Origin of the sequence: Flavobacterium sp. KACC 22758, assembly GCF_028736135.1 — a bacterium.
GTDB lineage: Bacteria > Bacteroidota > Bacteroidia > Flavobacteriales > Flavobacteriaceae > Flavobacterium > Flavobacterium johnsoniae.
Window position 1 is genome coordinate 4,765,587 of sequence record NZ_CP117878.1, and the last position, 13,807, is coordinate 4,779,393.

The window sequence follows — 13,807 nt, forward strand, 5'->3', positions numbered from 1 at the left end:
TTTAATTTTACATACACTAAAAAATTAATCAAAATTAAAAACAAATAAAATGGGAATATTTTCAGCTCTTATGGGCAACGCAGGAACTGTAAGCCAGGAAGATTTACTAAAGAAATACGGTCAGCTTTTAACAGACAATGAGGAAATTGAAATGGGTTTTAAACTAATCCGTGACACTTTTATTTTTACCAACAAAAGATTAATCTTGGTTGATGTACAAGGATTAACAGGAAGCAAAACCGAATACAAGTCAATTGCTTATAAAAGCATTACCCGCTTTAGCGTAGAAACAGCAGGAACTTTTGATCTTGATGCTGAATTAAAAATCTGGGTTTCGAGCGAATTAAACCCAAGTATTGTAAAACAATTTAATAAATCAGTAAACGTGTATGATGTTCAAAAAGTTTTGGCACATCATGTTTTAGGTTAATTTGAAGCATAAAAAAACGGCAGATTTAAATCTGCCGTTTTTTATTTTCTCAAAGACTATTTTTTCTTTGTAGTGGTAGTTTTCTTTGTAGTAGTTGTTTTTTTCACAGTCGCCGCTTTTGGAACTTTATTGTCTATTTTTTGCTGTACGTATGGTTTGTAAACACCGTCTTTTTCAGCTCTTGCTTTAGCATCATCAGCTCTTTTCTTAGAATCTGGGTGAGAGCTCATCATTTGATCAATAAATGAAGCCTCTGCTCCTTCACTCATTTTTGCTAAAATTCTAAAAGCAGATTCTTCGGCATTTACGTTATAACCGTTTTTCTTCAAGAAATTGTATGAGTATAAATCTGCCTCCGTTTCTTGTTTACGGCTGTGTTTACTATCGATTAAGGCACTTCCTATTTTTCCTAACTGACTGTCAGTTACTGCAGAAATTTTAGCCGATTGTGAAGACACTCCGTCAATTAATGCTTCTTTTTGATAAGCTGCACGCATTGCATCTCTTGAATCATTGTTTGCAACGTGACCAATTTCATGACCAATTACTGCCAGCAATTCATTATCATCCATTATATCCATCAAACCTGAATATACACGTACACTTCCGTCTGCAGTTGCAAAAGCATTTACTTCTTTTAATTTGTAAACTTTATAATTTAAGGTAAAACCCTCACCGGCAGTGTGTTTTCCAAAAACACGGTTTAATCTTAAAGTATAACCGTCAGTTGGTCCTGCTACTTGATTAGTGGAATCTAATTTGCGAACTGCTTCTTTAGACAAAGCCGCTGCATCTGCGTTACTCAGCGTAAAACTGGCAACACCTTTTTGAAGTGCTCCAATCGCTTTATCACCTAAATTAATCTGCGCATTCATATTTGTAAAACCAAATGCTGCAAATAAGAATCCTGCTATTATAATTTTCTTTTTCATGTTTTTTATAATTACAATTTAACAACAAATGTAGCATAACAAAATGCTATTTCATTTCACTCAGAACTTGTTTTTTCAACAAATTAAAGGTATAAATTTTAAATAAGCTTATAACTATTTGCCGTTATTGTTGATAGTCCTTAACCTTGAAGCAAAAAAAACGGCAAGTTCTTTACAGAATTTGCCGTTTTTAGGTTTTATAGAAAAATTATTTCTTTTTTGCTGCTGCCTTTTTAGCAGGTGCTTTGGCTGGTGTTTTTGCTTTTACAGGTGCAGAATTATCAATTTTCTGCTGTACATAAGCTTTATACAAACCATCTTTTGTTGCTTTTTTCTTAGCAGTGTCTGCTCTTTTGCCAGAATCTGGGTGCGAACTCATCATTTTGGTCATAAAAGAAGCCTCTGTACCTTCACTTAAATTTTGAAGAATTCTAAAAGCTGATTCTACAGCATTTACATCATAACCATTTCTTTTCATGAAATCATATGAGAATGAATCAGCTTCAGATTCCTGTTTTCTGCTGTGTTTGCTGTCAATCATTGCACTTCCTATTTCCCCCAATTGAGACTTTGTCATAGTCTCGATTTTTCCTGACTGTGATGAAGCAGCATCTAGTAGTGCTTCTTTTTTATAAGCAGCTTTAATAGCATCTCTTGTATCGTGATTTACTACGTGGCCAATTTCATGTCCAATAACGGCAAGCAGTTCATTATCATCCATTATATCCATTAAACCGGCAAATACACGCACACTTCCATCTGCGCAGGCAAAAGCATTAATATCTTTTACTAAATAAACTTTATAGTTTAAAGTAACTCCCTCACTTGAAGTATGTTTTCCAAATACACGATTCAATCGAATTGAATACCCGTCCTCAGGTCCTGCAACAGGATTATTTGCATCCATTTCAGCAATTGATTCTTTAGCCAAAGCAGCGGCATCTGCATCACTAAAAGTAAATCCTGACACCCCTTTACCCAAAGCGCCCATGGCTTTGTCTGAAAGTATTTGTGCATTTATTTTAGTAAAACTAAAAGCAGCCAATAAAATTCCTAATACAGTAAATCTTTTTTTCATGTTATTAAACTTTAAATTAACAACAAAATTACTACAGCATAAATTTCACATGGCCCAAAAACGTCAAATTTATGATAGAATAAGACAGGATTTAAAATTTTAAAAATCAGATTAAAACATCAAAATATTAAAGAAGAATAAAAAAATAAACTATAAAAACTCAATAAATACAAATAATTAATATTTGAACTTACTATTTTTAAATGAAATCAGAAGGTATAAAAAGCAAACGAAAACTAAATTAGCATCTCCAAATAAACTACATTCCGTATCTTTGTATTCAGATTTATGATATATGGAAACAGTCATTGAAAACATACCACCTGCAAAACCAAAATGGTTGAAGGTAAAATTACCTATTGGACAAAAATATACTGAACTTCGTGGTTTAGTTGATAAATACAGTTTAAATACAATTTGCACCTCTGGAAGCTGCCCTAATATGGGAGAATGCTGGGGTGAGGGAACGGCAACTTTTATGATTTTAGGAAACGTTTGTACACGTTCTTGCGGTTTTTGCGGTGTTAAAACCGGAAGACCTGAAACGGTAGATTGGGACGAACCTGAAAAAGTAGCGCGTTCTATTAAAATCATGAATATCAAACACGCTGTAATTACAAGTGTTGACAGAGATGATTTAAAAGATGGCGGTTCTATCATTTGGATGGAAACCGTAAGAGCCATCCGCAGAATGAACCCAAATACTACTCTTGAAACTTTAATTCCGGACTTTCAGGGAATTGAAAGAAACATTGACAGAATCGTTGAAGCAAATCCTGAGGTAGTTTCGCATAATATGGAAACTGTTCGTCGTTTAACACGCGAAGTGCGTATTCAGGCGAAATACGACAGAAGCTTAGAAGTTTTACGCTATTTAAAAGAAAAAGGAATAAACAGAACTAAATCTGGAATTATGCTTGGACTTGGTGAAACCGAAGAAGAAGTGTACCAGACAATGAGAGATTTACGTGATGCAAATGTTGATGTTGTTACGATTGGCCAATACTTACAGCCAACTAAAAAACATTTACCTGTAAAAGAATTCATTACTCCTGAATTGTTTGCTAAATACGAAAAATACGGTATTGAATTAGGTTTCCGTCATGTTGAAAGCGGACCTCTTGTTCGTTCTTCATACAAAGCACAAAAACACATTTTATAGAAAAAGTTTAATCGTTTAATCGTTTAATTGTAAAACCGATTAAACGATTAAACAGTTAAACGAATAAACAAGAAATTGAAAACAAGAATTGCTATTAATGGTTTTGGAAGAATTGGAAGAAATTTATTTCGTCTTCTTATAAATCATCCTGAAATTGAAGTTGTTGCAATTAATGATATTGCAGATAACAAAACCATGTCGCATTTAATAAAATACGACACTATTCATGGAGTTCTTCCTTTTGCTGTAAGTTTTGACGAAGATGGAATTATTGTAAACGAAAAACATTATTTATTTTTTCATGAAAAAAGTATTTCTAATCTGGACTGGAAAAGTCATTCGATAGATTTTGTAATTGAATCGACAGGGAAATACAAAACACATGAAGAATTAAATGCACATATTGAAGCCGGAGCAAAAAAAGTGATACTTTCTGCCCCATCAGAAGTTGACACAATTAAAACAGTTGTTCTTGGTGTAAACGAAAATATATTAGACGGAACAGAAAATATTGTTTCTAATGCAAGCTGTACTACAAATAACGCTGCACCGATGATAAAAATCATCGAAGAACTGTGCGGAATTGAGCAGGCTTACATCACTACAATACATTCTTTTACGACAGACCAAAGTCTTCACGACCAGCCGCATAAGGACTTACGCCGTGCGAGAGGAGCCAGTCAGTCGATTGTTCCTACAACAACAGGTGCAGCTAAGGCATTAACGAAAATTTTTCCTAAATTGCACGAAAAAATCGGGGGTTGCGGTATTCGTGTACCTGTTCCCGATGGTTCATTGACAGACATCACGTTCAATGTTAAACGTGCTGTTACTATTGAAGAAATTAACATTGCATTTCAAAAAGCCTCAAAAACAAATTTAAAAGGAATATTAGATTACACAGAAGATCCTATCGTTTCTGTTGATATAATTGGCAATACACATTCGTGCTTGTTCGACGCACAGCTTACTTCTGTCATAGACAAAATGGTAAAAGTTGTAGGGTGGTATGATAACGAAATTGGCTATTCATCACGATTAATCGATTTGATTTTACTGATAAGAAAAACATAAGATTCATTGTAAAAGCGCTGCCATACATGAAGTACTACTATCTTTTAATTGTTGTTTGTTTTTTAAATCCATTTTTGTATTCTCAAACCAAACAGAATACAGACAGTATTTCCTATTATAACAAACTGGCAAATAAAAAACTGAATAGTAAAGAATACAATGAAGCAGTTCTTTTAACAAAAAAATCTATTGATTTTTGCGAAACAAACCACATTCCCGAAGATTTAGGCAATCAGACTTTTAAGCTTGGTAAAATATATTACAATCAGCGGAAGTACGATGAAGCTTTAAAAAACTTTCATAAAAGCGCAGCTTCTTTTGACAGTATAAAACCAACCTGCACTAAAATTTTAGCCCTTCACTATATTGGCGCAGCAAATACCGCACAAGGAGATTATAAAACTGCTGATATTTATTACCTAAAAGCTCAAAAACTCTTAAAAGAGCTTGGCGTAGTAGACAGTTCTGAAATTTTGAACTTTCAGAAAGCAATGGCGTTTAAAGCAAATAAAAACTATCCGTTAGCCCTTAAAACTTTTCAAAAAATAATAAAAAAACCAGATAATTCATCTGTAATAAAAACAAAAATCAAATCGTATTATCAACTCGGATTAATTGAAACCCAATTAAAACGTAACGATTCTGCCATGATTTATTTTGATAAAGCTTTAGATTACAATGAAAAAACAAACGATCTGGCTCAAAAATCAAAAATTATCTTAGCCATAAGCCGGTACTATAAGCAAAATAAAAACTACGACCTCGCCTACTCGTATTTAGATGAGCATTATCAATTAGAAAATTATATTTTAAAGCTGAAAAATGCGAAAATTGATTTTAATGAATTTGAAAAATTCAAAAAAAATCAAAACCTAAACAATACCATTAAAAGAGAAAGTGAAGAAAAAATTCAGTTAAAAACGTATCGGTATTCAAAATTAGTAAGCATTTTGGCAATTGCTTTAATCTCTATTTTATCACTCTTAAGTTTAGCATTATACAAAAACAATATTATTCGTAATCAAAATAATCTTCTTTTAAGAGAAAAAAACAAAGAACTTATCCTGGCTAAAAACAAAGCCGAAAAAGCATCAAAAGCAAGATCTGAATTTTTATCAACCGTGAGCCATGAACTCCGGACTCCGCTAAATGCGATCAACGGAATTACCCATTTACTTCTGGAAGACAATCCAAAAAAGGCACAATTAAAATATTTAGAGTCGTTAAAATTCTCAGGAAACTATTTAACCACTTTTATCAATGAAATTCTCGAAATCAACAAAATCGATTCTACAAAAGTTGAAGTCGAGAACATTAGTTTCAATTTAAAAGAATTGCTTTTTAATATTCAGAGTTCTCTCAAAGAACTGGCAACGGCCAATAAAAACTACTTCAATCTTGAGATCGACAAAGCCATTCCTGACAATCTGATTGGTGATCCAACAAAATTATCTCAAATTATATTAAACCTAATTAACAACGCCCTAAAATTTACTCAAAACGGACACGTTAGTGTTATTGCAAAATTATTTGCAGAAGAAGACGAGAACGCAACTGTTTATTTTGAAATCGTAGATACCGGAATTGGTATTCCTGAAGATAAACTGCAGACTGTTTTTGAAAGCTTCTCGCAAGGTTCTATTGAAGTCAATAGAAAATATGGCGGAACGGGCTTAGGGCTTACGATTGTTAAAAAGTTAATTGAACTTTTAGGGGGCGAAATCAAACTAAAAAGTGAAGTTGGCAAAGGATCGACTTTTACTTTTAAATTAAATTTTAAAATTAATAACGAACCATTGGAAGCAGTTACAGAAGAAAAACCATATAACGATAAACAGCTTAAGCATAAATCTATTCTATTGATTGAAGACAATAAAATCAATCAAATGATAACAAGAAAAATGCTTGAAAACAAAGCGATTACCTGCGAAATCCTGGACAATGGCGAAGAGGCAGTTGAGCTTTTAAAAGTAAAACGTTTTGATATGATTTTAATGGACGTTCATTTACCAGGAATAAACGGAACTACAGCAACCCAGCAAATTAGGGAATTTGATAAAACCACACCAATTATTGCATTAACAGCTATTTCTCTTGACGAAAACAGAGATATGCTTTTATCGTTTGGAATGAATGATGTTATTACCAAGCCTTTTGTTCCTGATGTATTTTACAGTACAATTGCTAAATTCTTTGATTGATTCTTTAAAGCAGCTAAGGCTCTAAGTTTTCTTTTATATACTGCAAAATCGAAACGTCAAAATTTTGCTGGTGATTTATAAATGTGCTTTTTATGGGCAGATAATACAATTGTGAAACCAGCTTTGAATCTTTTAAACGAACATAATCTTTTTCGGTTGTAATTATTTTTCTGCCATTTGCTTTGTTTTGAATCGATTCTAAGTCGGCATCAGAAAAATGATGATGATCAGGAAAGGTTAAGCATTCATCATTTTCATTTTTTAAATACTCCAAAAATGGTTTAGGTTTTGCAATTCCAGCCAAAAGTAATTTCGATTCTGATTTAATTTCTGCAGCCGATATTTTTTCATTTTCACCATAAATTTCAACATCGTAATCGATATAAGTAAAAAAGATCTGCTGAGAGCAGCTTAGTTTTAATTTCAAACGAATTTCGGCTTGTTTTTCTTCTGATAAATTTTTTGGGCATTTTGTAACCACAACTATATTGGCTCTGTTTGCACCGCTCCTGCTTTCTCTTAAATTTCCCGTTGGAAGCATAAAATCATCTGCGTACAAATCATCATAAGAAGTCAATAAAATATAAAATCCCGCTTTTACTTTTCGGTGCTGATAAGCATCATCTAATAAAATAACCTGCGGTTTTACATTCTGCGAAAGCAATTGCGTGATTCCGTTAGTACGATTGGCATCAACGGCAACCTGAACATCTGGAAATTTTTGATAAAACTGAAAAGGTTCATCTCCCAGAATTTCGGCATTAGAATTTTCATCGGCCAGAACAAAACCCTCAGACTTTCTTTTATAACCGCGGCTCAAAGTGGCCACACTATATTTGTTAGATAATAACCGAATTAAATATTCTATTTGAGGAGTTTTTCCGGTTCCGCCTACACTCAGATTTCCTACGGCAATAACCGGCAAATCAAATGAAGTTGATTTCAGGATTCCTTTATCAAAAAGAAAATTACGGATGCTGGTAATCAATCCGTATAAAATGGCAAATGGAAAAAGTATTTTTCGAAGTAAGTTCATTTTACGAAAGTATAATTTTTTTCGTTAATTTGTTTTTAGGTTTATCAATTGAAGAAAAACTTGGAACCTAAAAAAACTTGAAACAAAAAACCAAATGAAAATCAAAGATATAATAACCGTACTAGAAGAAATGGCACCTCTGGCCTATGCAGAAGATTTTGATAATGTCGGTCTTTTAGTTGGTAATCCGGAAATAGAAAGTACCGGAATTTTAGTCTGCCACGATGCGTTGGAAAATGTAATTGAGGAGGCAAAAACCAAAAACTGTAATCTTGTTGTTTGTTTTCATCCAATTCTATTTTCAGGAATTAAAAAAATTACAGGCAAAAATTATGTTGAACGCGCCATTTTAAAAGCTATCAAAAATGATATTGCTATCTATGCCGTTCATACTGCTTTAGACAACCATTCGCAAGGCGTTAATAAAATTTTCAGTCACGCATTGGGTTTAATCAACACCAGAATTTTAATTCCAAAACAACAGTTTATTCAAAAATTAGTTACTTATACCGTACCTGATAATGCAGAAAAAGTCCGCAATGCGATGTTTGAAGCCGGCGCAGGAACAATTGGAAATTATGATAACTGCAGTTTTAACTCCGAAGGTTTTTTTACTTTTAAAGGAAACGAAAAAAGCAATCCGGTTATTGGTGAAAAAGGAAAATTACATACCGGAACCGAAATAAAAATCGAAGTTATTTTTGAAAAACATTTACAATCCAGAGTTTTAAAAGCACTTTTAACCAATCATATCTACGAAGAAGTGGCTTATGAAATTTACGATTTGCAAAACGCACATCAAAATATTGGTTTAGGAATGATTGGCGAACTTGAAAATGAAATGGATGAAAAAGAATTTCTTTTGTATGCAAAAGATATTATGATTGCAAGAGGTATTCGTCATTCGGCCTTTACAGGAAAAAAAATAAAGAAAGTAGCCGTTTTGGGCGGATCTGGAAGTTTTGCCATTAAAAATGCAATTCAGGCTGGAGCCGATGCTTTTTTAACCGCTGATTTAAAGTATCATCAGTTTTATGAAGCCGAAAATAAGTTACTTTTGGCAGATATTGGTCATTTTGAGAGTGAACGCTATACAAAAAACTATATTGTTGATTATCTTCGAAAAAAAATTCTTAATTTTGCGATCATTTTATCAGAAGAAAATACAAATCCAGTTAAGTACTTATAGAATATGACGAATACGAAAGAATTAAGTGTTGAGGACAAGTTAAGAGCAATATACGATTTACAGCTTATTGACTCTAGAATTGACGAAATCAGAAACGTTAGAGGAGAACTTCCTTTAGAGGTTGAAGATTTAGAAGATGAAGTTGCAGGTTTGAGCACTCGTTCAGAAAAACTGAAAGGTGAACTTGAAGTGATTGAGGAGCAAATCAAAGCAAAGAAAATTGCTATTGAGGAGCATAAAGAGGTTATCAAAAAGTACACAAAACAACAAGAATCAGTACGTAACAACAGAGAATTTAATTCTTTGACAAAAGAAGTTGAATTTCAGGAATTAGAAATTCAATTGGCTGAAAAGCAAATCAAAGAAATGAAGGCTTCTATCGAGCATAAAAAAGAAGTTATTTCTAACTTAAAAGAAAAACTTGATGCTAAAAGCTCTCATTTAAAACATAAAAAATCTGAATTAGATGCTATCATGGCAGAAACTCAGAAAGAAGAAACTTTCTTAACTGAGAAATCTGCTGAATATTCAGCACAAATCGAAGACAGATTATTAGCTGCTTACAACAGAATCAGAAGCAGTGTTCGTAACGGATTAGCTGTAGTTTCTATCGAAAGAGGAGCTTCTGCAGGATCTTTCTTTACGATTCCGCCGCAAACTCAGGTTGAAATCGCTTCAAGAAAAAAAATCATTACAGATGAGCACTCTGGAAGAATTTTAGTTGATACGCAATTAGCTGAAGAAGAAAAAGAAAAAATGGAACAATTGTTCTCAAAATTCTAATAAATGGTCCCGATTTAATCGGGACTTTTTTTTTGCATTCATTTTACTGAATAAAATCTTTTTAATCCTTTTATCCCGATAGCTATTTGGAGTGGCAAAACATTTTTTTACCTTTAGAAAAAAATTACGTTTTGAAAATTAAAAAAGGAATTCGTTTCATCACATTAAAATCTGTTGGCACTTATATTAATTTTTTAAGTTACGTGCGTCCGCAAAAGGCTCTTGAACTTTCTTATGCACTTTTCAGCCAGCCCAGAATAGGCAGATTACAAAAAGAAAAACTTCCTAAAGTTTTACAAAATACAGAGACAGAAATTTTTCACCACAATGAACACCATTTTCAAACTTATGTCTGGAAAGGAAATGAAACCAAAATTTTATTAGTTCACGGCTGGGAAAGCAATTCATCACGCTGGAAAAAAACACTGCCTCATCTTCAAAAATCCGGAAGTACAATTATAGCGCTTGATGCTCCTGCACACGGACAAAGCAGCGGAAAAGAATTTAATGTTCCTCTTTACGCTGAATTCATCAATAAAGCAGTCGAAAAATATCAGCCGGACATTATAATTGGGCATTCTATTGGCGGCGCAGCCTGCGTTTATCATCAATATTTATTTCCAAATACAAGCATTAATAAAATGGTAATTCTTGGCGCTCCTTCTGAATTAAGAACTTTGATTGACAATTACGTTTCAATGCTGAGTTTAAACACCAAAATGTTTTCTCTTTTAGAAAGCAAATTCCTGGATCGTTTTAATTTTAAACTAGAAGATTTCTCAGGACAAAAATTTGCATCTCAATTTACTATTCCTGGTTTTATTGCTCACGATACTTCAGACAAAATAGTTGCTTTTGATGAAGGAAAAAAAATAGCCAGTAATTGGAAAAACAGCCAGTTTATTGAAACCAGCGGTTTAGGCCACGGAATGCATGATGATGAATTGTATGAGAAGGTTATTGAATTTCTTTTTTCTTCTGAAGAGACAAAGTAACAAAGATTCAAAAGGACAAGTTTTTTTTAAAATCTAAAGTCTGAAATCTAAAATTCTAAGAAGTCTAAATTTTAGCTACTTTTGCAGTATGGAAGAAAATTTAAAACGTCTGAATAAATTTATAGGTGAAACGGGGTATTGTTCTCGTCGTGAAGCCGATAAATTAATTGAAGAAGGACGCGTAACAATAAATGGCGCTGCTGCCGAAATGGGAACTAAAGTTTCACCAGATGATGAAATACGCATTGACGGTAAATTGATTGTTGAAAAACACGAAAAATTGGTTTATCTGGCTTTTAATAAACCCGTGGGAATTGAGTGTACCACTAACTTAGAGGTTAAAAATAATATTGTCGATTATATTAATTATCCTAAACGTATTTTCCCAATTGGAAGGCTGGATAAAGCAAGTGAAGGATTAATTTTTATGACTAATGACGGCGATATTGTAAACAAGATTTTGCGTGCCAGAAACAATCACGAAAAAGAATATACGGTTACAGTTAATAAACCTATTACAGAACGTTTTATTCAGCGTATGGGTAATGGAGTTCCTATTTTAGATACTGTTACAAAAAAATGTAAAGTAGAGCAAATCAGTAAATACACCTTCAAGATTATTTTAACGCAGGGATTAAACCGTCAGATTAGAAGAATGTCTGAGTATCTGGGTTATGAAGTTACGGCCTTAAAACGTATTAGAATCATTAATATCTCGCTGGATGTTCCGGTTGGCCGTTACCGTGATTTAACTGATGCTGAAATAAAAGAATTAAATAAATTAATAGAACCTTCGAGTAAAACTGAAGAAGCGAGTCTTCCAAAAGCTGCAGCTCCAACTCCAAGCCGAAGATCAACGTTTATTTCTAAAAATGATCCTAGATTTAGAAAAAGAGGCAACAATTAATTTCTCTCATAAAAAAGGCGTATTGAATATTAATACGCCTTTTGCTTTATTTAAATTTTGAATTAGATTTTGTTGTTAAAAATTCTCAATTCATTTTCAAAAATGTAGTAAACTGACTGCGTAGCAAAATCTACTTCATAGATTGGACGCATATTTTCGAATAAGATTTTATCTAATTCTGTTCCGTCATCTTTTCTTACTTTAACTAAAACTTTTTTCTGGGTTGCCTCATCTTTAGCAAAAATATAAGAGAAATCACGGCTTTGTCTCATTGCATCAAAACGCTGTGAAAATCTTTTAGAAACGTCAGCTAACGCTGCAGATCCAGCTGCTTGTTTTGCTGCTCTGTTTAATTGTTTGTCGTTTTGTTTTTTGATAACGCTTGAACCTGTTTCCTGTCCTGTAGCCGGATCAATGTAAACCATTCTCCACTCAGATCCTACAGCAGCATTATATCCAGCAGAAACTCCTAAACCAATAGATCCTGCAGTTGCTAAAGCTTGTCCCCAAGCTCTTCCTCCGTCACCAGGCTGTGTATAAATTCTGTGGTATAAAACTTTTCCTTCTTTACTTACTCCCATAACTTCTGTAGGTCCAGAAAGAGCTACTCCCCATGAAAATAATTCAATAGAATTTAATTCTTTTTCTTTTTTGATATTAACCTTTGCAAATGGGTCCGGTTTATCTTTTACAGTTGTATTGAATTTGAAAAGTTCTTCGTCGTTATACACTAAGAATTGATTGTTTTCTTCGTCAAAAACGTTTAGTAAAGGACGTTTTGCATTGAATTTCAAGTTTCCTCTCCATAATTTTTTACCCGTTTTATAATCTACCATGTTACCATAAGTAGCTGTTAAGTATAAAACTTTATCATCAACTTTACCTAAGTAGTTAATTGCATCTTCTTTATCATCAGAGATTTCGATGAAGCTTTTCCATTTTTTCTGACCGTCTTTGTCAATCAGCATCATTTCGTTTTCAGCAACATATAAATAATCACCATCAATAGAAATTACTTTTTTCAATCCGTCGCCGCGAGCGTCTTTTTTCCAAACTTTAGATCCGTCTTTTAAATTATAAAAGTTGAATCCGCTGTTGTGAGCTACAAGAATTTTATCTCCCCAGTCTTCTAAATAAACAATGTATTTTGTTTTGATAGCATCTTCCCAGATTGGTTTTCCAGTTTCAGCATCTAATACGTTTAAGTATTGTTTAAATGAAATTAATCCTTTGCTGTTAATTACAACTAAGTTTTTATCATTTTGAGTTGGGAATACTTTTGTGTATTCTAATTCTCCAACCCATTTTAAAGCACCTGTATTTCTGTCAATTGCAGATAATCTACCCATGTAAAGAGAATAGATTGTATTAGCACTTACTTCTGCTTCGTTAGAAAAGTTTGCTTTAAAAGTAAACATCGAAGCAAATGCGCTTTTTGCATCTCCCTGCTCTGTTTTCCATAATACGTTTCCTGTATTAAGGTCGATTAATGACGCGATTACTTTTCCGTTTTCTGCACCTTTTACTAAATATTGGTTTTCACCATATAAAAATTGACTGTTAAAAACAGTGTATTTATAGTTAGCAGAATTGTAAACTACTTTTCCATCAAGAGTATTGATTAAAACAGTTTTGTAGTTCACTAAAGCTTCAATGTATGGAGTACCATCGATATTCTTTAAAATTCTTTTGCTTGCAAATAAGTTGTCTGTGTCTAATTTGCTTAATGCCTCAAGTGTAGTTCCTTCACCAACAGCTTTATCAGCATCAAAACTCCAAGCTTCTGCTTTAGTTTCAGGGTTGATCCCCTTTACAACATTCCCTTCTTTAACAACAATAACCCCTGTGATAGGATTTTGCATTAAATCTTCGATTTTTGAGTTCATTTTTAAAACTTCATCGGCTGTTCTCTGGGCAAAACCAGTTAAGCCGGCGAATGTTATAAAAAGAATCATAGTAATTTTTTTCATAGTTTTCTGCAGGTTAAGATTTTATATTAACTTTAACAATTTGTCAGCAA

12 protein-coding genes are annotated in these 13,807 nt (G+C 33.1%); 8 read left to right on the forward strand and 4 right to left on the reverse strand.

From position 1 onward, the window contains the following. Positions 1-49: 49 nt before the first annotated feature. Positions 50-430, forward strand: coding sequence for a PH domain-containing protein (locus PQ462_RS20145; RefSeq protein WP_012022332.1), 381 nt, complete (start codon positions 50-52; stop codon positions 428-430). 56 nt (positions 431-486) lie between these two features. On the opposite strand, the gene PQ462_RS20150 is transcribed toward PQ462_RS20145, so the two are convergent. Continuing rightward, positions 487-1,362, reverse strand: a complete 876-nt coding sequence (locus PQ462_RS20150) for a M48 family metalloprotease (protein WP_274251322.1) — start codon at positions 1,360-1,362, stop codon at positions 487-489. A gap of 208 nt (positions 1,363-1,570) precedes the next feature. Then, positions 1,571-2,440: a M48 family metalloprotease gene (locus PQ462_RS20155; RefSeq protein WP_274251323.1), complete on the reverse strand. Its 870-nt coding sequence runs from the start codon at positions 2,438-2,440 to the stop codon at positions 1,571-1,573. Positions 2,441-2,735: 295 nt separating this feature from the next. On the opposite strand from PQ462_RS20155, the gene lipA reads away from it, so the two are divergent. The 3 genes from lipA to PQ462_RS20170 all read left to right on the forward strand — a co-directional run bounded on the left by lipA (position 2,736) and on the right by PQ462_RS20170 (position 6,877). Next, positions 2,736-3,602: a lipoyl synthase gene (lipA, locus tag PQ462_RS20160; RefSeq protein ID WP_012022335.1), complete on the forward strand. Its 867-nt coding sequence runs from the start codon at positions 2,736-2,738 to the stop codon at positions 3,600-3,602. A gap of 75 nt (positions 3,603-3,677) precedes the next feature. Beyond that, positions 3,678-4,676, forward strand: a complete 999-nt coding sequence (gene gap / locus PQ462_RS20165) for a type I glyceraldehyde-3-phosphate dehydrogenase (RefSeq protein WP_274251324.1) — start codon at positions 3,678-3,680, stop codon at positions 4,674-4,676. A 26-nt stretch (positions 4,677-4,702) separates the two neighbouring features. Continuing rightward, positions 4,703-6,877, forward strand: coding sequence for a tetratricopeptide repeat-containing hybrid sensor histidine kinase/response regulator (locus tag PQ462_RS20170; RefSeq protein ID WP_274251325.1), 2,175 nt, complete (start codon positions 4,703-4,705; stop codon positions 6,875-6,877). A 13-nt stretch (positions 6,878-6,890) separates the two neighbouring features. On the opposite strand, the gene lpxK is transcribed toward PQ462_RS20170, so the two are convergent. Continuing rightward, complete coding sequence (lpxK, locus tag PQ462_RS20175) at positions 6,891-7,913, reverse strand: tetraacyldisaccharide 4'-kinase (protein WP_274251326.1); 1,023 nt, start codon at positions 7,911-7,913, stop codon at positions 6,891-6,893. Positions 7,914-8,007: 94 nt separating this feature from the next. On the opposite strand from lpxK, the gene PQ462_RS20180 reads away from it, so the two are divergent. From PQ462_RS20180 to rluF, 4 genes are all read left to right on the forward strand, one after another. After that, the gene (locus PQ462_RS20180; RefSeq protein ID WP_274251327.1) at positions 8,008-9,102 is read left to right on the forward strand and encodes a Nif3-like dinuclear metal center hexameric protein; all 1,095 of its coding nucleotides are present in this window, start codon (positions 8,008-8,010) and stop codon (positions 9,100-9,102) included. A 3-nt stretch (positions 9,103-9,105) separates the two neighbouring features. After that, positions 9,106-9,885 carry a zinc ribbon domain-containing protein gene (locus PQ462_RS20185; protein ID WP_012022342.1) on the forward strand — a complete coding sequence of 260 codons (780 nt, stop codon included), beginning with the start codon at positions 9,106-9,108 and terminating at the stop codon, positions 9,883-9,885. A gap of 131 nt (positions 9,886-10,016) precedes the next feature. Continuing rightward, a complete protein-coding gene (locus PQ462_RS20190; protein WP_274251329.1) occupies positions 10,017-10,880 on the forward strand; it encodes an alpha/beta fold hydrolase in 864 nt (287 codons plus the stop codon). Positions 10,881-10,968: 88 nt separating this feature from the next. After that, complete coding sequence (gene rluF / locus PQ462_RS20195) at positions 10,969-11,787, forward strand: 23S rRNA pseudouridine(2604) synthase RluF (RefSeq protein WP_274251331.1); 819 nt, start codon at positions 10,969-10,971, stop codon at positions 11,785-11,787. Positions 11,788-11,849: 62 nt separating this feature from the next. Here the strand turns inward: rluF and PQ462_RS20200 are convergent, their stop codons facing one another. Next, the gene (locus tag PQ462_RS20200; protein WP_274251333.1) at positions 11,850-13,757 is read right to left on the reverse strand and encodes an outer membrane protein assembly factor BamB family protein; all 1,908 of its coding nucleotides are present in this window, start codon (positions 13,755-13,757) and stop codon (positions 11,850-11,852) included. Positions 13,758-13,807: the final 50 nt, after the last annotated feature.

Coding starts and splice junctions, on each gene's coding strand:
- PQ462_RS20200 (WP_274251333.1), bottom strand. CDS start 13,757: ATGAAAAAAATTACTATGATTCTTTTTATAACATTCGCCGGCTTAACT.
- rluF (WP_274251331.1), top strand. CDS start 10,969: ATGGAAGAAAATTTAAAACGTCTGAATAAATTTATAGGTGAAACGGGG.
- PQ462_RS20155 (WP_274251323.1), bottom strand. CDS start 2,440: ATGAAAAAAAGATTTACTGTATTAGGAATTTTATTGGCTGCTTTTAGT.
- PQ462_RS20150 (WP_274251322.1), bottom strand. CDS start 1,362: ATGAAAAAGAAAATTATAATAGCAGGATTCTTATTTGCAGCATTTGGT.
- PQ462_RS20185 (WP_012022342.1), top strand. CDS start 9,106: ATGACGAATACGAAAGAATTAAGTGTTGAGGACAAGTTAAGAGCAATA.
- PQ462_RS20145 (WP_012022332.1), top strand. CDS start 50: ATGGGAATATTTTCAGCTCTTATGGGCAACGCAGGAACTGTAAGCCAG.
- PQ462_RS20170 (WP_274251325.1), top strand. CDS start 4,703: ATGAAGTACTACTATCTTTTAATTGTTGTTTGTTTTTTAAATCCATTT.
- lipA (WP_012022335.1), top strand. CDS start 2,736: ATGGAAACAGTCATTGAAAACATACCACCTGCAAAACCAAAATGGTTG.
- PQ462_RS20180 (WP_274251327.1), top strand. CDS start 8,008: ATGAAAATCAAAGATATAATAACCGTACTAGAAGAAATGGCACCTCTG.
- lpxK (WP_274251326.1), bottom strand. CDS start 7,913: ATGAACTTACTTCGAAAAATACTTTTTCCATTTGCCATTTTATACGGA.